This window comes from Shewanella profunda, assembly GCF_023283765.1.
In the GTDB taxonomy this organism is placed as follows: Bacteria; Pseudomonadota; Gammaproteobacteria; order Enterobacterales; family Shewanellaceae; genus Shewanella; species Shewanella profunda.
Genome location: NZ_JAKILG010000028.1, coordinates 1 through 20,138 on the forward strand (window position 1 = coordinate 1; position 20,138 = coordinate 20,138).

Here is a 20,138-nt window from a genome sequence, read left to right on the forward strand (position 1 = left end):
TCGTCAACTCAGGGCTGCGTATTCTACGCATTTCCCGTTTCGCGTCAAGGAGTTTTTAACAACTTCTTGCTGCAATTGAATTAAGTGCCATTCTCAACAGAGAGTAAGCTGTTTAATTCAACCTAACTCGTCAGCTTGCTTTCGCTGTCTGCCGTGTCAGTGGATGCGCATTATAGGCAGCAGAAGAATTTGTGCAAGCGCTTTTTAATGGTTTTTTGCATTTAATTTTTATACCTGAGCTAATCACATCATACCCACTAATTACTCACAAACTTATCCACAAAACTCACCTTTGATGAGATTCTTACCTTATATTTGTATAGCTGTCGTATCTAAAAGAGGCCGTACTTTTAGCAGGAAGCTAAATCCTTACCAAATAATAGTGTTAGCTAGCATAAGAATTTCTAAGATGATTACTTCCGGAGAAAGCAAGACTGAGATAGAACTTGAGTCGTACCTGAAAATGAAGGTGTTATCTCCTTTATATAAAGCGACAGACACCTTGGATGACATTTACTAAAATCGAAGTTTACTTAGAGCAGCCTTCCCACACCTTATTGACTAACGCTACTTATATATAAGTAGCGTGAAAGCCACTCGACTCATTCATCAGGGCTAAATTGAGTAGATTAACTGGCACTCCATAGTAGCTGCCCACAATCTGTAAGATCATAACCTCCGAGTAATGCAGCCATTTGCCTTGTATGGCCGCAGCTCAACATAGTAAAGAGTTGTTGCAACTGTCGACGGAAGTAAATACTTTGTGGCATAACAAAATCAAAGGACTCCTTCACTAAGGGGACAAAGCTTAAACCACTCTCCAAAGCTACTGACTGGCAACCAAAACCAATGTCAGCATCACCTCTGGCAATATACCCTGCAAGTTCACGCTCGCTATAAGCTGTTAGTAGAACATTGAGCTGATCTAATCGTGTACCTTGTTTTAACAACCAGTGCTCTAAATGCTGTTGACTTCCAGCTCCCCCCTGACGACTCACCCATCGCCACGGTAAGCTCACCACTTTATCTTCTTCTTGGCATCTGTGGTGCATATCTGCACGCATAATAAGCCCTTGTTGGCGAGAATAACCATGCACCATTATCCACTGCTGATGATTGTTATAACCTTTTAATAGCGCAGGATGGCGGATATTTCTATCTTCCATACTCCCCCAATGTAAGGTACAAACGTCAGCATAACCCTTAGCGAGCAACTCTAAGCCTAGGCGTGACCCTGTTGCGCTGTAGCTGATTAATTCACGGCTGCCGACCTGTGCCATCAAACGTGCCACTAGCATAGATAATAGTGGGTCGTCACTACCCGTAATAAGCAATCTATCAGTGAGCATACCGCTGTGGCATGAATCCATCACCCAACGGTCAATCAACACCTTAGGAAACAGCCATTTACCTGTGATTTTTGTAGCCGGTAGAATTCGGTCATTCGCCATGGCGTAGACTTTCTTCTCGTTAAGATCCAAATACTCGGCTACTTGCTTAGCGCTCATATAGACCAATTCACTGGCAGATGTCATCTTATATCCTTGTATCTAAATATCCGCTCTTTGTTGAAATACTGTATTTGTTAGAACGCCGAACTCAAGTTACTGGGTCAGAGTTCACATCAAATTGTAAATTTTCACTGCCGTGATATACCAAAAAATGACGTCCCTTCGCACGAGCTATGATAGTGATACCTAATTGCTGTGCGAGTTCTAAGCCCATTTGAGTCACGCCACTGCGCGACAGCAAAACTGGAATTCCCATCTTGGCAACCTTGATCACCATCTCTGAAGTAAGCCGGCCTGTGGTATAAAAAATCTTGTCGCCGCCTGGGTTTTGTCCAAGCCACATATCACCAGCGAGTGTGTCTACCGCATTATGGCGACCAACGTCTTCGACGAAGGCCATAATTTGGTCATCTTCGCACAGGCCACAGCCATGTACCGCACCTGCATTTTTATAGGTTTCATTATATTCGTTGATATTTTTCAATAAGCTATAAAGAGTGCTTTGCTTGAGGCTAGGTGTTGGTAACTTAATACCCTCAAGATCCTGCATAAAACTCCCGTAAACAGTCCCTTGACCACAGCCAGAAGTAACTGTTTTTTCAGAGAGTTTTTCATCAAGATCCGCCGTTTGTTCACGGGTAATCACTGCCGCAGAGTTCACATCCCAGTCGACTATTACGGAGTCCAACATGCTTACATCAGAAATAAAACCTTGGTTTTTAAGATAACCTAGCGCCAATGACTCAGGTTTTGCTCCGAGTGTCATCAAAGTTACAATCGGGCGCCAGTTCAAATAAACCGTTAATGGCCGCTCACACGCCACAAACTTATCGAGCACTTCCCCAGCTTCATTTACGGCCTTAACTGCAATAGTTAGGGGCACTTCAGCTTGGGTTTTCACAAAAGTAAACGGACGCTTAGTCTGTAAACTGGTATTATCCGCCATCGAACTTTTACCTGTAATAGTGCTGTTATCAGAAATCATAATCTTACCGCTTAACGAATGATGACCAGAGCATAGCAATATTTATACCTAGGTATAAAAGAAGGGCTAAAATGCGTGATCCGTCGCAATTCGATTTTTCTTTTTGGACGTTAATGTCCCAGACAAAATAATCAACAGGACAAAATGTCCCACAAAAACACTCGTTTTGATGATCTACTTCAAACTTATCCCCTATGTTTACTGGCATTAATATTGCAAAGACCTTTTATTGCAATTTGTTGGTAACACCGATCCGCAAAGTAAAAAATCGTCCACCAGCACAGTTGAAACGGAGAGACAATGCAGCATACAACAAGTGTTTGGCCTATGTACGTTTCACTCAAAAAAGTAGAGAAACAAGTTGGCCGCTGGACCTCAGTTAAATGGGAAATTGATCATTTACTTCCCACTACCCACGAAGCCCCTGAAGGGGCAACCTTAGTCCTACTCGAGTTGCACAAAGACGAACGAGCGAGCTATCGCCTCAATATCGATCTAGATAACGCTATGCTGTATTTAGTATGCGATGAAATGCCCGACGGTACTTGGGTTCCAGCTTTACTCTCGGCTGACCAAAACGTTGCTGCGGGCTGCCTTGAGGGAAATACTCCAGTGCTCAATATGCTAATGCCTGAGGCTATCGCTTGTTGGATTGAAGCCTTTATCACCCAATACGGTGAAGTCGAAATTTCAGCCCACCGGCGTAAACATGTCGATGGACGCAACAATCAAGGCCCAAGTAGCGATCCATTACGGAGAGATTAATGGCTGATAATACCCACAAAATAAGCGGACTTTTTACTCGCTGGACCCAACGCCGTGAACAAGTCGCAGCCGAGGAAGCATTAGAGACTAAACAGATACAGGATGTTATCGAAGATGAACTTGTCGACGTCGACACACAAACGGTAACTACTCAAGCCGCCACAGTATCCCAACAGTCTGAAGTTGAACATCAATCGCCGGACAATCCTAACCGCATGTTAACTGCGGAGGATTTACCTAATCCTGAAGAAATTGAGATAGGAGGAAGTTTTGCCAGTTTTATGGCTACCAATGTCGATCCAGCGGCAAAAACGGCAGCCCTTCGTGCACTTTGGAAACAACCGCATTTCAATGAGATTGATGGTCTTTTGGAGTATGCACTCGACTATAGCAATCAAACCAAACTCAGTCCTGAAGTCTCAGCCGAACTGGCTAAAAAGGTGTTCCGCTTTATGACTAAGGACAATGAAGAGTCAGACAAAGAAGCAACCTTAGTGAAAAACGAGCTGAATTCCGTACCAGAAACAGCGATGGGATCAGACAACGAGATCGAAACCGAATTGGCAGCAAAACCTTCAACGGACAATTTGGATGGGGAGATTGATGACCTACCCCAAAATGCACCAGAGCTTTCCGCTCAAGTTCATACCCGAGTTGTTTAACGTCAGTTTAGCTAATTTTAATGTCCACAACCTTGGTATGTGAATTGCTGTATAGCGCAGTAAAAGCTTAGATAAAAGCAGAAAAGGCAATGACTTACTTATTACCAACCGCCTAAATCTGCTCCAATACAGCAAAAAATAGAACAGCCCAAGTACTGTTCAGGAACGCAATGTGAGCACTTATTTGATGACCAATCAAACCCAGCATGCGCTGAAACAAGCGCGGCAAAATGTATTAGCGCAGACTCAGATTTTGCAGAATCTGATCCCGCCAACGGTAAGCTATACCACCGAAGGCACAGTGCTAATTATCGGCCCAGAGGATCTCGCTCGCCTAGCTGCGGACAAATTGTCCACTATGGCAAATCGAGTCATTTTAGCCAATGAAGCGATTACCAGCCAAGACGAAGCGCACCTAGAGCGTGTTATGGCTGCGGCAACAAATGTTGAAAGTTACTACAATAAACTGATTGGAATTAAAGGTTTTTTAGGCCAGTTCCAAGTCAACGTTGAACATCAAAATGGCACAGCAGAACTTAGCTTAGTGTCCATTAGAAAGCCTCACTTTGATCTTGTGCTCGATTTGAGCAGCACACCTTGTTTAAATTTAGAGATGCTCCCTCCTGGCTACTTCTACGTAGGTCAGGATGCGGCGAAGCTCGAAGATGCGCTAACACAAATCCCTGAGTTGGTAGGGCAATTCGATAAACCACGCTATGTAAAAATTAATCCAGATTTATGCGCCCACGACCGCAACGGCATCAATGGTTGTAATCGTTGCCTCAACTTCTGTCCCGCCGATGCAATAAACAGTGTCGCCAAGAAGATTGAAATTGATCCTTACCTTTGCCACGGTGCTGGCAGTTGTACAAGTGCCTGCCCAACAGGAGCTATCAGCTACGACTTGCCAACACCTCAGGCCTTATATTCTTATCTAAATAAAATCATCAGTCGCTTTCGCGAACAAGCCCAGACAGCACCCGTGATTTTATTCCACGACAATGCAGTTGGCGCCGACTTTATTTCTGAGGATCTAGCAGGAGATATTCTTCCTGTTGCTCTTGAAGAAATCACAGTTGCTAGCCTTGACCATTGGCTTTCTGCACTCGCTTGGGGCGCGCGCCAAGTACTTATTCTCAACACAGAAGCCACTGCGCCAACGCTCACCCAAATGCTCAAAGGTGAGCTATCGTTAGCCAATAGCATTTTAGACGAAATGGGTCAGCCACAGCGTATCAGTCTTATCGACCCTAGCATGCTCACCCATTTAGAATCGATGCTTGATATCAGCTTAGATTGGCCAATCATAGTACCGGCCGCATTTGTCTCAACAACTAAGCGAGATACTCTGTTTGAAGCAATAGACCACCTAAATAGCCAAGCGGGTGAAATCGATACTTGTCTAAGCATCACTAACGTCCCTTATGGCAAAGTTAGTGTCAATGTAGAGAAGTGCACCTTATGTATGTCCTGCGTCGCAATTTGCCCAACCATGGCATTACAGGATGGTGGTGACAAACCTGCACTACACTTCATTGAACAAAACTGTGTGCAATGTGGGTTATGTGAGGCGGCTTGCCCTGAAAAAGTCATTAGCCTTACCCCACAAATCAATTTTGATAAAGCTGCCCGTCAGCAACAACACACCCTGAAAGAAGAAGCCCCATTCGAATGTATTCGTTGCGGCTCTCCTTTTGCGACCCAATCTATGGTGCATCGGATGCTGGATATGGTCGGCGCGCATAGCGCATTTTCAGCTAATATTGAACGCTTGAAAATGTGTGGCGACTGCCGGGTAAAAGACATGTTTGAAGACATTCTTCAAGATCCTGAAAAGCAACTGCGATAAGAGATCCGTTATGACCGAATCCGTAAGACAAGTATCAGAAAACGATCAGTTGAGAGCCGATATCTATCAACTGCTGGCAGCACTATTACGCCGCCATCCTAGCCCTGAATTACTGCACTTTTTGGCCAATCTTGAAATCGATGCCAATGAAGATAATGCGATGACCAAAGCTTGGTTGTCACTGCAACTCGCCTCACAGCAGTTCACTAGTGAACAGTTAGAAGATGAGTATTTCGCCCTTTTCCTCGGTGTTGGATGCGGTGAAATTCTACCCTATGGCAGTTGGTTTATGACGGGTTCATTAATGGATAAACCTCTGGCACTTCTACGCCAAGACCTGATGCAACTGGGTTTTGAGCGCGAAGATAACGTCAAAGAACCCGAAGACCACGTCGCAGCCCTTTGCGAAGTCATGGGAACACTGATTCTAGAGGCACCAAGTTATCGCCAGCTGGCATTTTACCAACGCCATATTGGCAGTTGGGTTGGTCGCTTCTGTGACAATCTAGCTAAAGCCCCAAGTGCGGCTTTTTATGCCACGGTTGCACAACTGGCAAAAGCCTTTTTCGAAATGGAAGCCAATGCCTTTGAGCAACTAAGCCTAGATATTCCCGTGAATTGCCCCGGCAGTGCCGACTTGCAACCCGTCACCAGTGATGTTGAAAAGCAAGTGGAATTAATGAATTAAAATCAGATGCCTGCACATATAGGCATCGATGTGATGAAGTCAGTTCTGTAAGCGAAGGAGAATCCCATTCACCCTCGCCACAATAGCCTAGGCTTCTACAATAACCGAGGTGGTTGTCGTTTATGCCACTTTAACCCAGTAACACAAGGAGACACTATGAAGAAGCAAGCTTCCGACATGGGCCGTCGTCAATTGCTTAAAGCATTGGCACTCGGCAGTGCGGCAGGTGCGGTAGCCACTGTTAGCGGTCAGGCATTAGCCGCAGCGCCAACGGTTGAACCTATCGAACCTAAGAGCGAAAGCTACCGTGAAACCGACCATATTCGTTGTTACTATGCGTCGCTTAAAAACTAAATAGAGGAGAGTGTGTGATGCGATTAACCCGCAAAACAGATCAGGTTGTCGAGCCTAAAGCATCGACCCTGGGTCTCAATCGTCGTCAATTCTTAAAATCGGCAGGTCTTGCCACTGGTGGTATCGCCGCAGCATCTATGCTCGGCACAGGCATGATGCGTAAAGCAGAAGCTAAAGATATCCCCCACAACGTCCCAACTGAAGTTAAACGTACCATTTGTTCTCACTGTGCAGTGGGCTGTGGTATCTATGCTGAAGTACAAAACGGTGTGTGGACGGGTCAAGAACCTGCATTCGATCACCCATTCAACGCTGGCGGTCACTGCGCTAAAGGTGCTGCACTACGTGAACATGGTCACGGTGAAAAACGCCTGAAATACCCAATGAAGTTAGAAGGCGGGAAATGGAAAAAGATCTCTTGGGATCAAGCCATTAATGAAGTGGGCGATAAAATGGCTTCTATTCGCCAAGAGTCAGGCCCAGATTCAATCTACTTTATGGGTAGTGCTAAGTTTTCAAACGAACAAGCTTACTTATATCGCAAATTTGCGGCACTGTGGGGAACGAACAACGTCGACCATTCAGCCCGTATTTGTCACTCTACCACAGTAGCCGGTGTTGCTAACACTTGGGGCTACGGTGCGCAAACCAACTCAATTAACGATATCCGCAACTCTAAGTGCATCATGTTCATTGGTTCCAACCCCAGTGAAGCGCATCCTGTTGCCATGCAGCATATTTTGATTGGTAAAGAACGCGGTGCCAAAATCATCGTCGTTGATCCACGTTTCACCCGTACTGCAGCGAAATCTGACGAGTACGTGCATATCCGTCCAGGTACTGATATCCCCTTCATTTATGGTCTGCTATGGCACATATTTGAAAACGGCTGGGAAGATAAAGAGTTTATCCAGCGCCGTGTCTATGGCATGGACCGTATCCGCGAAGAAGTGAAAAAGTACACCCCAGAAGAAGTTGAACTGGTTGCGGGTGTGCCAAAAGCACAAATGTACCGCGTTGCCAAAATGATGGCAGAAACCAAACCCGGCACTATTGTTTGGTGTATGGGCGGCACACAACATCACGTGGGCAACTCTAACACTCGCTCCTACTGTATCTTACAGTTAGCATTGGGCAATATGGGTGTTCCAGGTGGCGGTACTAACATTTTCCGTGGTCATGATAACGTGCAAGGGGCAACTGACTTTGGTTTGTTATTCGATAACTTACCAGGTTACTACGGCTTAACCTCTGGCGCTTGGGCTCATTGGGCAAATGTGTGGGATCTGGATCCTAAATGGATATCTAACCGTTTTGATCAAAGTGAATACCTAGGCAAAAGTCCACAAACCTCTGCCGGTATTCCTTGCTCTCGCTGGCACGATGGTGTGTTAGAAGATAAAACCAAGATAGCGCAGAAAGACAATATTCGTCTGGCGTTCTTCTGGGGACAATCGGTCAACACGGAAACCCGTGGCCGTGAAGTCCGTGAAGCTTTAAACAAGATGGATACAGTGGTCGTTGTCGATCCATTCCCAACCATGGCGAGTGTTATGCACCAACGTCAAGATGGGGTTTATTTGCTTCCTGCCGCAACCCAGTTTGAAACCTACGGTTCAATATCAGCAACTAACCGCTCCGTTCAATGGCGTTCTAAAGTGATAGAACCCCTGTTCGAATCCCTGCCAGATCATGTGATCATGTGCAAACTCGCTAAGAAAGTGGGTATTGATCAAGAGCTGTTCAAGCATATCAAAGTCAATGGTGATGAGCCGTTAATTGAGGATATTACCCGCGAGTTCAACACTGGTATGTGGACTATCGGTTATACCGGACAAAGCCCTGAGCGTTTAAAAATGCACCAAGAAAACTGGGGGACTTTTGATGCTGACAGCTTAGAAGCACCCGGTGGCCCAGCTAAAGGTGAAACCTACGGCTTACCTTGGCCTTGTTGGGGTACACCAGAGATGAAACATCCTGGTACTCAAATTCTATATAACGAAGCCAAACATGTTAAAGACGGTGGCGGTAACTTCCGCGCCCGTTATGGTGTTGAACATGAAGGTAATAATATTCTTGCCGAAGGTACTTACTCTAAAGGCAGTGAGATCCAAGATGGCTATCCTGAATTTACCGCCGATATGCTTAAGCAATTGGGTTGGTGGGATGACCTAACCGAAGACGAGAAAAAACACGCCGAAGGTAAAAACTGGAAAACTGACATTTCCGGTGGTATCCAACGTGTGGCAATCAAACATGGTTGTATCCCTTATGGTAATGCTAAAGCCCGTTGTATTGTATGGACATTCCCAGACGATATTCCGCGCCACCGTGAACCACTTTACACACCTCGTCGTGACTTAGTCGCTAAATACCCAACCTACGAAGACCGTATGGTTGCGCGTCTACCGACCCTGTATAAGTCAATTCAAGATAAGGATTTTGCTAAAGACTTCCCACTGGCACTCACTTCTGGCCGCCTAGTGGAATACGAAGGTGGTGGTGAAGAATCCCGTTCTAACCCTTGGTTAGCTGAACTACAACAAGAAATGTTCATCGAAATGAACCCTGCGGATGCAGCGGATCGCGGTATTCGTGACGGTGACGATGTTTTTGTTCATGGCCCTGAGGGCGCCAAAATCACGGTTAAGGCTATGGTGACACCGCGCGTTATTGCTGGTGAATGTTTTATGCCATACCACTTTGCTGGGGTGTTTGAAGGCGAGAGCCTAGCGAAAAACTATCCGGAAGGCACAGTGCCTTACGTGATAGGCGAATCCGCAAACACCATTTTAACTTACGGCTACGATGTTGTGACTCAGATGCAAGAAACTAAGTCCAGCCTCTGCCAAATCAGCAAAGCCTAACCTACTTGATGAGGAGATAAGCCATTATGGCAGTCATGAAATTTCTATGTGACACCAAACGCTGCATCGAGTGTAACGGTTGTGTCACTGCATGTAAGAACGAAAACGATTCCGCTCTCGAGTGGGGTATTCAACGTCGCCGCGTGGTGACAATTAACGATGGTCAACCAGGTGAAGCATCGATCTCTGTGGCATGTATGCACTGTACCGATGCTCCTTGTATGGCCGTATGTCCGGCAGATTGCTTCTATCGTACCGATGACGGCATAGTGTTACACAACAAAGATACCTGTATCGGTTGTGGTTACTGCTTCTATGCTTGTCCATTTGGTGCACCACAATTCCCGAAAAAGACTGCCTTTGGTAGTCGTGGCAAGATGGACAAGTGTACTTTCTGTGCCGGTGGCCCAGAAGAAACCTTCTCCGATGCCGAGCGTAAAAAATACGGCGCAAACCGTATTGCCGAAGGAAAATTACCTATGTGTGCTGAGCTTTGCGCAACCAAAGCACTGCTTGCAGGTGATGCGGGAGTGGTATCTAACATCTACCGTGAACGTATGGCCTCCCGTGGCAATCCTAACGTGATTTGGGGCTACAACCCAAAAACCGGTGAGATTAACTAAGCAGAGCGAGGGTTAGGGAGTCATCCCTAACCTCTGGCAAGGAGTGACAATGTTAAACAAACAGTTAAACAAATCACTGCGCAGTCTGTTTGCTCTGTTAGTGCTAGTCATGGGATTGGGATTGGGTTCAGTAGTGAGCTCAAGTCCAGTTCAAGCAAGTGATCAGCAATCGAGTCAACAACAGGCGAAAGCGCAAACCAGCGATGCCGACCTTTGGCGTGCGGTAAAAGCAGGCGATGCCGGCTATACCACTGCTAAGGGTGTCGAAACTGGGGTGTTGATTAACGTTGCCGGTAACCAAGGTAAAGAACTGAGAAACGAATACGTAACGCCTCTCATGGCGTTAGCTGTCACTGGTGTGTTCGGTGCTTTCTTAGTGTTTTATTTGGTTAATGGTTCTTCAAAACTCAGCCATGGCTTTTCGGGCAAGTTAGTCGTTCGTTGGTCTAAGGCGGATCTGTGGATCCACTGGATCATGGCAACTAGCTGCCTAGCACTGATGTTTACAGGCTTAACCATAATGTTAGGTCGACATGTAATACAACCTATGCTGGGGCCCGATCTTTGGGCGACATTGATCTACGGCAGTAAAACGATTCACGATTGGGCGGGTCCCGTCTTTATCGCGGCTTGGGCTGTATGCGTAGTGAAATGGATGCCGCTTCAAACCTTTAAGATGTATGATCTAAAATGGTTTTTAGTGGTCGGCGGTTATATCAACTTTGGCCCGTTCAAAGGTAAACATCCTGACAGTGGTTTTGCCAACGCCGGTGAAAAAATGTGGTTCTGGACACTGACCCTATTTGGTCTATTTATCAGTGTGTCTGGCATCATGTTAGTGTTACCAGGCTTAGACTTACCACGGGAAGCCTCAATGGCTGCCCTACTGATCCACGCCATCAGCGCCATTATTCTGATTGCCTTTACCATAGTGCATATATGGATGGCGACGGTACTCAGCGAAGGTGGTATGGAGTGTATGAAGTCAGGTTACTGTGATGAAAACTGGGCAATCCAGCACCACAACCTGTGGTATGACGAGATCAAAGCTAACGGCAATTTAAAGTATAAAGACTAGGTAAAGCGCAGCTTTTATACCGCTAAAAACACCCCGCTTTGCGGGGTGTTTTTTATCTAGCCTGAAACATAATGTAAACAATCAACAATTTACATTGTAATAACACACAAAATTCCGTCATGTCTTGAGTGTGAATCCCCCTTGCAAACTATGAGCGAGTTAACGCTTTTGGATAACAGCGCTCTATTTGGAGTCCGCAAACTGTTCTAGATCAAGTCTCCATCGAGCAGTTCCCTCTATATTGCCCCCACGCGCGATGATTGACAGCGAACAAGATGATTTTATTATCATTTTCACTTCTAATCTTCACTTTTTGATAACACGTTCTACCCCAACGAAAAGCCGCGCCATTCCAATAAATATAAACCCTAATTTCAGGAGTCAGCATGAAGCAGCAACCCAGCGATTTATCTCGCCGCTCTTTGCTTAAAGCGCTCACCGTTGGCAGCGTAGCGGGTGCCGCTATTGCCGCAACAGGCATGAGTGTGGCACAGGCCAGCGAAAGCAGCACGGTAACCACAAAAAAATCAACCGGTTATCACGAAACTGCGCACATCAGCAGCTATTACGCTAGCTTGCGCAGCTAATCTAGGAGAAGTCAGCGATGAAGTTAACTCGCAAGTCCAATATTGCCCCAGTGGCAGACAAACCGGCGTTAGGCATTAGCCGTCGTCAATTTATGAAGCAAGCCGGTATTGCTACGGGTGGTATTGCTGCCGCATCACTTATGGGTACAGGCATGATGCGTCGCGTCGAAGCCAAAGAAGTGCCACATGATGCGCCAATCGAAGTCAAACGTACTATTTGTAGTGCCTGTGCCGTTGGTTGTGGCCTCTATGCCGAAGTACAAAATGGCGTGTGGACGGGTCAAGAACCCGCATTCGATCACCCATTCAACGCCGGAGGTCACTGCGCTAAAGGTGCGGCACTGCGTGAGCATGGTCATGGTGAAAAACGCCTGAAATATCCCATGAAATTGGTTGATGGCAAGTGGAAGAAAATCTCTTGGGAAGATGCCATTAACGAAGTGGGCGACCAAATGCTCAATATTCGTCAAGAATCTGGCCCAGACTCAGTGTACTTCATGGGGAGCGCTAAGTTTTCTAACGAAGGCTGTTACATGTACCGCAAATTAGCGGCTATGTGGGGCACAAACAACGTCGACCACTCTGCTCGTATTTGTCACTCTACCACGGTAGCTGGTGTTGCTAACACTTGGGGCTACGGTGCGCAAACTAACTCTTTCAACGATATTCAGAATGCCAATGCTATCTTCTTGATCGGGGCAAACCCCGCAGAAGCGCATCCAGTTTCTATGCAACACATTCTGATCGCCAAAGAAAGAAACAACGCTAAAATCATCGTCGTTGACCCACGTTTCTCCCGCACTGCGGCGCACTCAGATCTGCACTGTGCAATCCGCCCAGGCACTGATATTCCGTTTATTTACGGCATGTTATGGCACATTTTTGAAAATGGTTGGGAAGATAAAACCTTTATCAAACAGCGCGTATTCGAGATGGAAAGCATCCGCGCTGAAGCGAAAAAATTCCCACCTAAAGAAGTCGAAAATATCACTGGCGTCAGTGAAGAAGATGTCTATCAAGCCGCTAAATTAATGGCTGATAACCGTCCTGGCACTGTGATTTGGTGTATGGGTGGTACACAGCATCACGTCGGTAACGCCAACACTCGCGCTTACTGTATTCTCCAATTAGCACTGGGTAACATGGGCGTTTCAGGCGGCGGCACTAACATTTTCCGCGGCCACGATAACGTACAAGGCGCAACTGACTTAGGGTTATTATTCGATAATTTACCGGGTTACTACGGCTTAACCTCTGCCGCTTGGACTCACTGGACCCATGTATGGGATCTGGACATGGCATGGGTGAAAAGTCGATTCGATCAAACAGCCTACCTTGGCAAAGATCCAATGACTACGCCGGGTATTCCTTGTTCTCGCTGGCACGATGGTGTGTTAGAAGATAAGAGCAAGTTAGCGCAGAAAGATAATATCCGTATGGCGTTTTTCTGGGGACAATCGGTCAACACTGAAACCCGTCAACGTGAAGTGCGTGATGCCCTAGACAAGATGGACACAGTTGTTGTTGTCGACCCATTCCCAACTATGGCGGGTGTTATGCATCGACGTAAGAATGGCGTATATCTGCTACCTGCAGCGACACAGTTTGAGACTCACGGTTCAGTATCTAACTCAGGCCGTTCAATCCAGTGGCGTGAGCAAGTCATCGAGCCACTGTTCGAGTCTAAAACCGACATCGAAATCATGTACCGTTTAGCGCAAAAACTGGGTATTGCCGAGCAGTACACTAAACGTATCGCGATTGAAAATGGTTTACCTGTGATTGAAGAAATCACCCGTGAAATCAACCGCGGTATGTGGACTATCGGTATGACAGGTCAAAGCCCTGAGCGTATCAAGTTACACACCCAAAACTGGGGCACTTTCAGCAATAAAACACTGGAAGCCGCAGGCGGCCCAGCTAAAGGTGAAACCTACGGTTTACCTTGGCCATGTTGGGGCACGCCAGAGGCTAAACATCCTGGTACCCAAATTCTCTATAACCAAGCCAAACACGTGAAAGACGGCGGCGGTAATTTCCGTGCCCGTTATGGTGTTGAATATAAAGGTCAAAGCATTTTAGCTGATGGTACTTATTCCAAGGGCGCAGAAATTCAAGACGGTTACCCTGAATTTACTGCCGATATGCTCAAACAATTGGGTTGGTGGGATGAACTGACGGCCGAAGAAAAAGCTGAAGCCGAAGGTAAAAACTGGAAAACCGATTTGTCAGGCGGCATTGTACGCGTGGCAATCAAACATGGTTGTATTCCCTTTGGTAACGCTAAAGCCCGTTGTATTGTTTGGACTTTCCCAGATCAAGTCCCAGTACACCGCGAACCGTTATACACAGCACGTCGTGACTTAGTGGCGAAATACCCAACCTATGACGACATGCAAGTACACCGCCTACCCACACTTTATAAGTCAATCCAAGACAAAGATTTAAGCGGTAAGTACCCACTGGTACTGACTTCGGGTCGCTTGGTTGAATACGAAGGTGGTGGTGAAGAATCTCGTTCTAACCCATGGCTAGCTGAACTTCAACAGGAAATGTTTGTTGAGATAAGCCCTGCCGACGCTGCCGATCGTGGTATTCGTAACGGCGAAAACGTCTGGTTAGAAGGTGCCGAAGGTGGCCGTATTAAGGTGCAAGCTATGGTAACGCCACGCGTTAAACCCGGCGTGACCTTTATGCCATACCACTTTGCGGGTGTGATGCACGGTGAGAGTTTAGCGCCGAACTATCCAGAGGGCACAGTGCCTTACGTTATCGGTGAATCCGCTAACACTGCGCTGACCTATGGTTATGATCCTGTGACACAAATGCAGGAAACTAAAGCATCACTCTGTCAGATCGTTAAAGCGTAAGTGCAGCTTAAGCTAGGAGAATTGCCATTATGGCTACAATGAAATTTTTATGTGATACCAAGCGCTGCATCGAATGTAACGGTTGTGTCACTGCCTGTAAAAACGAAAACGACTCCGCTCTCGAGTGGGGTATTCAACGCCGCCGTGTCGTCACCATTAACGATGGTCAACGTGGTGAAGCCTCTATTTCTGTCGCCTGTATGCACTGTTCAGATGCTCCTTGTATGGCAGTTTGCCCTGCAAACTGTTTCTACAGAACAGATGACGGCATAGTGCTACACAACAAAGATGCCTGTATCGGTTGCGGTTACTGCCTGTACGCCTGTCCGTTTGGCGCACCACAGTTCCCGAAAAAAGGTGCCTTTGGTAGTCGCGGCAAGATGGATAAATGTACCTTCTGTGCCGGTGGCCCAGAAGAAAACCACTCAGATGCAGAACGCCAAAAATACGGTGCAAACCGTATTGCCGAAGGCAAACTGCCAATGTGTGCAGAACTGTGTGCCACTAAAGCCCTATTAGCGGGTGATGCTGAAGTTGTTTCTAGCATTTTCCGTGAGCGTATGGCTTACCGTGGTGCTAAAAACGCGGCTTGGAATTAATTCAGGTCGACAGGATCTGTCCACAAACTTAGCTTAGCGCCTACTTTGGTAGGCGCGACTAAGCGAGAGAGGATGTATGATAAACAAATGGTTCAAACACATAGGCTTAGTCATAGCACTGTTATTTAGTGCTGTGTGCTTAGCCAATGGTGGTGATGAACTGGCGACTCAAGTTCAACAGTCTGATGCGCAAATATGGGCACAACTGAAGGACGGCGCTCAGGGATACACTACCTCCCAAAGTGAGTTTCATGCTCAGCCAATTAATACCTATGATTTACGAGTATTAGCGCTGCGTAGCGACTGGTTAGCACCCGCCTTAATGGCAGCGCTATTCGGTATGATCATTATCTTTGTCTTATTTATCAAGGTGAATGGCATTTCCAAGCTACACCATGGTTTTTCAGGCAAGCTAGTGCATCGCTGGTCTAAGTTTGACGTTTCAATCCATTGGTTAGGCGCGATCCCGTGTTTACTGTTGATTTTAACTGGCTTAACACTACTGGCGGGTCGTTTCTTCTTCCAGCCTTGGTTAAGTGCAGGTATCTGGGAAGCAATAGTCTATGGTGCTAAGCAAATCCATGATGTGATGGCAATTCCCTTCATGATCGGTTGGGCATTAATGACTACCCTGTGGGCGAAAAACCAACTGCCAAAAATGTACGATGTAAAGTGGTTTTTGGTTGTGGGTGGCTACATTAACTTTGGCCCATTCAAAGGTAAGCACCCTGACGCAGGTTTTGCTAACGCTGGTGAGAAAATGTGGTTTTGGGCATTTGCCCTGTTTGGATTAGTGATTTCTGCCTCAGGCATGTTGTTACTCTTCCCTAACCTATTCGAGCCTAGCCGTACATTAAGCTTAATTGCACTGGTACTGCATTCAGTGAGTGCTATCGTGATCTGTGCTTTCTCTATCGTGCATATCTTTATGGCAACAGTGATGTCAGAAGGCGGTATGGAATGTATGGTATCTGGCTACTGCGATGAAAACTGGGCAACTCAGCATCACAATCTGTGGTACGACGAAATTAAAGCCAACGGTACCTTAAAGTATAAAGAGTGATACTTGTTGGTTAAGCTATAAAAATAAACCCTCCACGTTAGCTCGTGGAGGGTTTTTATTAGGGGGTCAAAAACTCAATATAAGTTTGTTCACTCTGCCAATAGCACTAAAAACTATACATCACTGAGACACCGATATTTCTAGGGTCGATAATCGCAGTGTAGCCATTAACATAGCTAGTGCTAGCAGGTTCATTAACCGTCATTGCTTGCTCGTCAAATATATTGTTGATAAAGCCACTGACTCTCCAATTATCTTTTAGATAATCAACACTTAAGCGAGCAACCACATAATCGCCTGCAACCCTTGATTCAGAGTTATCGATGTCAGCAAAATATTCACCCACATAGTTACCCGACAATCCTACGGAAAATGCATCATTCATCCAATACTTCACGCCTAGGTTAGCCGTTACATGTGGAGCAGAATTAAGCTGATTGCCCTCGACATCACCGTAGCTAGAATCGACTTTTTTAATCTCACTTTCGAGTAAACCCACGCCAGAAATTAACTGCCAGTTATCAGACAGCATTGCACTCAATTCGGTTTCTATACCATAAGTGACGGCTTTATCGACATTGGTAATTTTGCGGGCCTGATTTGTAGCTTGATAACCATCGAAATCGTTGTAAAACAAGTTAGCACTCAGGTTAACATTACCCCCTAAAAACATGCTGCGCGCACTGAGCTCATAGGTATCAACAAATTCCTCATCGTAGTAATAGTATTCACTTTCAGCTAAGGATAAAGCGCCGCCACCCGAATTGTAACCGCGGCGGGCACTAGCAGCTAACGTCGTATTATCCGTGATGGCATATTGCAACACTAACTTAGGTAAAGTGATGGTGCTGTCGTTGTCTAATTTTTCCTCGAGTTGGCTACCTCGATACAACATTGAAAAGTCCCGTTTTTGCTCATCGCGCATCACCCGACCACCCACAGTGACCCAAAGAGACTCGGCTAAGCCATAGGTTACTTCACCATAAACGGATACAGAGGTACTGCTGTCATCGCCCGAATAAACAGAGCTACCTGTACTGCCAAAGTCTTGGCTGCGCTCATAATATGCAAGGCCAACAAAACCATTAAAATCTCGGTCGTTTAAGCCAAAACTATATTTACCATCAAGGGTATAACTTTCATCTTTCATATCGACATATTGCTGAGCAGTCACTAGGGCTTCATAGGATTCAGAGCTCCAGTCATAGTCCATGTAGGCCACGACGAGATCTAAAGCCTTGCCGGAACCTAGGTCATAATCGAATTTTACTGAATGTGTAGTCGATTTTGTTTCAATATAACGTTGGATGATAGGCTCATAAGCCCATGGATCATCACCTGAAAAATAGTTACGACCCGAATCTCCTTTTTCATCGTTATAGGAAAAGCTATAAAGTACTTTGAGATCCTCGATGGCGCTCGGCTGCCATAAGAATTTGCCACGCCAGCGGTTAGTTATTAACTCGTTTTGATCGAACGTGGCAGGATTAGTGTCATATACCAAACCTTTATTGTAGGTCTCTCCAGTCACATTTTGACCACTGAGCCTAAACGCTAATTCATCGTCTAAAATGGGGCCCGATACCATTACCGCACTATCGATATAGTTATTCTGATCTCGATAACCTAAACGCGCAGCGCCATGCCAGTCAAAGGTCGGATCCTCTGTTTTAATAAACACAGTTCCCCCAATACTGTTGCGACCGTTGATAGTTGACTGGGGGCCACGAAAGACTTCAATTTGCTGTATATCCCATAAACCAGTATCACCGGTCAGATCGGCTACAAAAGGTTCGGCAACACCATCGACCAGCGTAGAAACCCGCGCTCTCGCACCACCAGTAAAGGAATTAAAGCCAGATGCAGATCCATTACCAGAAACGCCGCGGATATCTGGCACTGAACCACTCAATACCACAACGTTAGGAACTTCAGATAATGCATCCGATATAGATTGGTACTGACCGCTATCCAAAGCATCCTTGTCTATAACAGAAACAGACGAGGTGGTATCTTTTAAACTCCGCTCAATTTTCTCACCATATACGGTAATTTTTTCAATGGGTTCCGTTGGTTCAGCTTCTACTGCTGCATAAGTCGAAGATACCCCTAAACTCGAAATAATGGCGGCGATAATATTTCGCTTAAATACCCTGTGTTCCATGAAAACCCTCAAATTGACTGTGACTGATAGGAAACTGTTAACTAGAATTAACAGACGTTTAAGTTAAAATAACCTTAAATCAATTGCGAGTCATTATCATTTGTATTTAAATTTAAAGCTGTGATTAGCATCAAATTTGGAATACGACGGGGTAGCTAGATTTAGCATTTTAGGAGCCATGCGAGACGTAATTGGCGTTGCATTCCTTTGAACACAGATTAGCAAAGGTTAAAGTGAGTTATGGGCTAAATGACGGATTGATTGGACACAGGTGAAATTTATACAGACACAAAGGTATACCGCTGGCTCAACTGGGTTTGTGGAAGAACACAACATCTTTATCGACAATCTCCAACCTCCAATCATATTTGGCAGCAAGCCATGTGAAGGTCGCTTCGGAATAAAAATTTATATGGGTAGGATCATTTTTATAATGCCATGTGGAAAAAGCACTGCTACTTTGCACCCGCTTAGTCATCACAGCCAAAATCCCTTTCGGTTTTAATAGTTTATCTAGCTGTTCTAGCAAGCCAGCGGCATCACTTACATGCTCAATAACTTCGGTTAAGCTAATAAAATCATATTGGCGAGTCAACGTTGCAGGCTGATTAGCGTAGTAAAGATCGTAGTTTTCGACCTGATAACCGCGAGCCTTAGCCATCAAACTCAGAGCCATTCCCTCGCCGCAACCAAAATCGAGACCTTGGGCTGAAGGCTCAAAACGGGCGAGTAATGGTTCGAGTGTCCGGCTTAAAAAGCGCTGATAGCCAAGATCATGGGGAGAATTTTCGTGCTTATCATACTCAGCTTTTTCTGCCCTTGCTGAAAGATAAAACTCGGGCGGTACACTAACCAGTTGGCAAATTTGGCATTGCTCGTAACGGCGCTTTTTATCTTGATGATATGTAACTAACTCAGTGCTATGGCATAAAGGACAGATATTCAACAACAATTCCTACGGGTTGTGGGCAATATAAATTCAAGTTAATAAGCCATTACATGGTAATCAAGATAATAATCAAGGTTTAGGTATTTTTCGCTCTTTTGTGGCGGCATCTTTTGCTTCACGTAAATATTTCTGCTCGCGGCTCTCCCTTTCATCAAATTGTTTCTTTGTCTTTATTTTTTGCTGTTCTTCCCAATCACTCGATTGGGACTGTACTCTGATTTTATCTTCCCGCTCTGCCGTCTCTTTAGCTGCTTGTCGCGCTTTATCTAATTGAAGTTGCTCTAACTTTATGGAATCCCCTCGTGCCGTATCGGCCTTTTGCTCTAAGGTCAATCTAGGCTTTTGCTCATCAGATGCATTCGCAGTGGGGAAAAAAAGACTCAAAAACGATGCGAATAAAGCAAATGATTTAAATAATTTCATCATTCCCTGCTCCATTTATTCAAAATGCTAACCAATCGCCTATGTTATCACGCATACTGCAACCGATACTCAGCGCCCAACATAGCATAATATTTTATTAA

Annotated in this window: 17 protein-coding genes; 12 read left to right on the plus strand and 5 right to left on the minus strand. The window is 45.6% G+C overall.

The window, feature by feature from the left end; genetic code table 11:
• Positions 1-629: 629 nt before the first annotated feature.
• Both L2744_RS13535 and L2744_RS13540 read right to left on the minus strand, forming a co-directional pair.
• Complete coding sequence (locus L2744_RS13535) at positions 630-1,535, minus strand: substrate-binding domain-containing protein (protein WP_248992402.1); 906 nt, start codon at positions 1,533-1,535, stop codon at positions 630-632.
• 64 nt (positions 1,536-1,599) lie between these two features.
• The gene (locus tag L2744_RS13540) at positions 1,600-2,496 is read right to left on the minus strand and encodes a formate dehydrogenase accessory sulfurtransferase FdhD (RefSeq protein WP_248992403.1); all 897 of its coding nucleotides are present in this window, start codon (positions 2,494-2,496) and stop codon (positions 1,600-1,602) included.
• 300 nt (positions 2,497-2,796) lie between these two features.
• Here L2744_RS13540 and L2744_RS13545 point away from each other — a divergent pair, with 300 nt between their 5' ends.
• The 12 genes from L2744_RS13545 to L2744_RS13600 all read left to right on the plus strand — a co-directional run bounded on the left by L2744_RS13545 (position 2,797) and on the right by L2744_RS13600 (position 16,501).
• On the plus strand, positions 2,797-3,261 hold the full coding sequence (locus L2744_RS13545; RefSeq protein ID WP_248992404.1) for a DUF3305 domain-containing protein: 465 nt from the start codon (positions 2,797-2,799) through the stop codon (positions 3,259-3,261).
• Complete coding sequence (locus tag L2744_RS13550) at positions 3,261-3,923, plus strand: DUF3306 domain-containing protein (RefSeq protein WP_248992405.1); 663 nt, start codon at positions 3,261-3,263, stop codon at positions 3,921-3,923. The genes L2744_RS13545 and L2744_RS13550 overlap by 1 nt, the downstream gene beginning before the upstream one ends.
• 187 nt (positions 3,924-4,110) lie before the next feature.
• Entirely contained in the window at positions 4,111-5,772 is a 1,662-nt protein-coding gene (locus L2744_RS13555; protein WP_248992449.1) for a 4Fe-4S binding protein, read from the plus strand.
• 10 nt (positions 5,773-5,782) lie between these two features.
• Positions 5,783-6,460, plus strand: coding sequence for a TorD/DmsD family molecular chaperone (locus L2744_RS13560; protein WP_248992406.1), 678 nt, complete (start codon positions 5,783-5,785; stop codon positions 6,458-6,460).
• A gap of 156 nt (positions 6,461-6,616) precedes the next feature.
• Positions 6,617-6,814, plus strand: a complete 198-nt coding sequence (locus tag L2744_RS13565; RefSeq protein WP_248992407.1) for a twin-arginine translocation signal domain-containing protein — start codon at positions 6,617-6,619, stop codon at positions 6,812-6,814.
• Between the two features lie 17 nt (positions 6,815-6,831).
• Positions 6,832-9,681, plus strand: a complete 2,850-nt coding sequence (locus tag L2744_RS13570) for a molybdopterin-dependent oxidoreductase (RefSeq protein ID WP_248992408.1) — start codon at positions 6,832-6,834, stop codon at positions 9,679-9,681.
• A gap of 26 nt (positions 9,682-9,707) precedes the next feature.
• Positions 9,708-10,304 carry a formate dehydrogenase FDH3 subunit beta gene (fdh3B, locus tag L2744_RS13575; protein WP_248992409.1) on the plus strand — a complete coding sequence of 199 codons (597 nt, stop codon included), beginning with the start codon at positions 9,708-9,710 and terminating at the stop codon, positions 10,302-10,304.
• A gap of 49 nt (positions 10,305-10,353) precedes the next feature.
• The gene (locus tag L2744_RS13580) at positions 10,354-11,382 is read left to right on the plus strand and encodes a formate dehydrogenase subunit gamma (protein WP_248992410.1); all 1,029 of its coding nucleotides are present in this window, start codon (positions 10,354-10,356) and stop codon (positions 11,380-11,382) included.
• A gap of 386 nt (positions 11,383-11,768) precedes the next feature.
• Positions 11,769-11,969 (plus strand): twin-arginine translocation signal domain-containing protein, encoded by a 201-nt coding sequence (locus tag L2744_RS13585; protein ID WP_248992411.1) that lies wholly within the window; start codon positions 11,769-11,771, stop codon positions 11,967-11,969.
• Positions 11,970-11,986: 17 nt separating this feature from the next.
• On the plus strand, positions 11,987-14,839 hold the full coding sequence (locus L2744_RS13590; protein ID WP_248992412.1) for a molybdopterin-dependent oxidoreductase: 2,853 nt from the start codon (positions 11,987-11,989) through the stop codon (positions 14,837-14,839).
• Between the two features lie 29 nt (positions 14,840-14,868).
• The gene (fdh3B, locus tag L2744_RS13595) at positions 14,869-15,438 is read left to right on the plus strand and encodes a formate dehydrogenase FDH3 subunit beta (protein ID WP_011791103.1); all 570 of its coding nucleotides are present in this window, start codon (positions 14,869-14,871) and stop codon (positions 15,436-15,438) included.
• Between the two features lie 79 nt (positions 15,439-15,517).
• A complete protein-coding gene (locus tag L2744_RS13600) occupies positions 15,518-16,501 on the plus strand; it encodes a formate dehydrogenase subunit gamma (protein WP_248992450.1) in 984 nt (327 codons plus the stop codon).
• A gap of 106 nt (positions 16,502-16,607) precedes the next feature.
• On the opposite strand, the gene L2744_RS13605 is transcribed toward L2744_RS13600, so the two are convergent.
• From L2744_RS13605 to L2744_RS13615, 3 genes are all read right to left on the minus strand, one after another.
• On the minus strand, positions 16,608-18,665 hold the full coding sequence (locus L2744_RS13605; protein WP_248992413.1) for a TonB-dependent receptor: 2,058 nt from the start codon (positions 18,663-18,665) through the stop codon (positions 16,608-16,610).
• 307 nt (positions 18,666-18,972) lie between these two features.
• Positions 18,973-19,611, minus strand: a complete 639-nt coding sequence (locus L2744_RS13610; RefSeq protein WP_248992414.1) for a class I SAM-dependent methyltransferase — start codon at positions 19,609-19,611, stop codon at positions 18,973-18,975.
• A gap of 72 nt (positions 19,612-19,683) precedes the next feature.
• Positions 19,684-20,037, minus strand: coding sequence for a hypothetical protein (locus L2744_RS13615; RefSeq protein ID WP_248992451.1), 354 nt, complete (start codon positions 20,035-20,037; stop codon positions 19,684-19,686).
• Between the last annotated feature and the right edge of the window lie 101 nt (positions 20,038-20,138).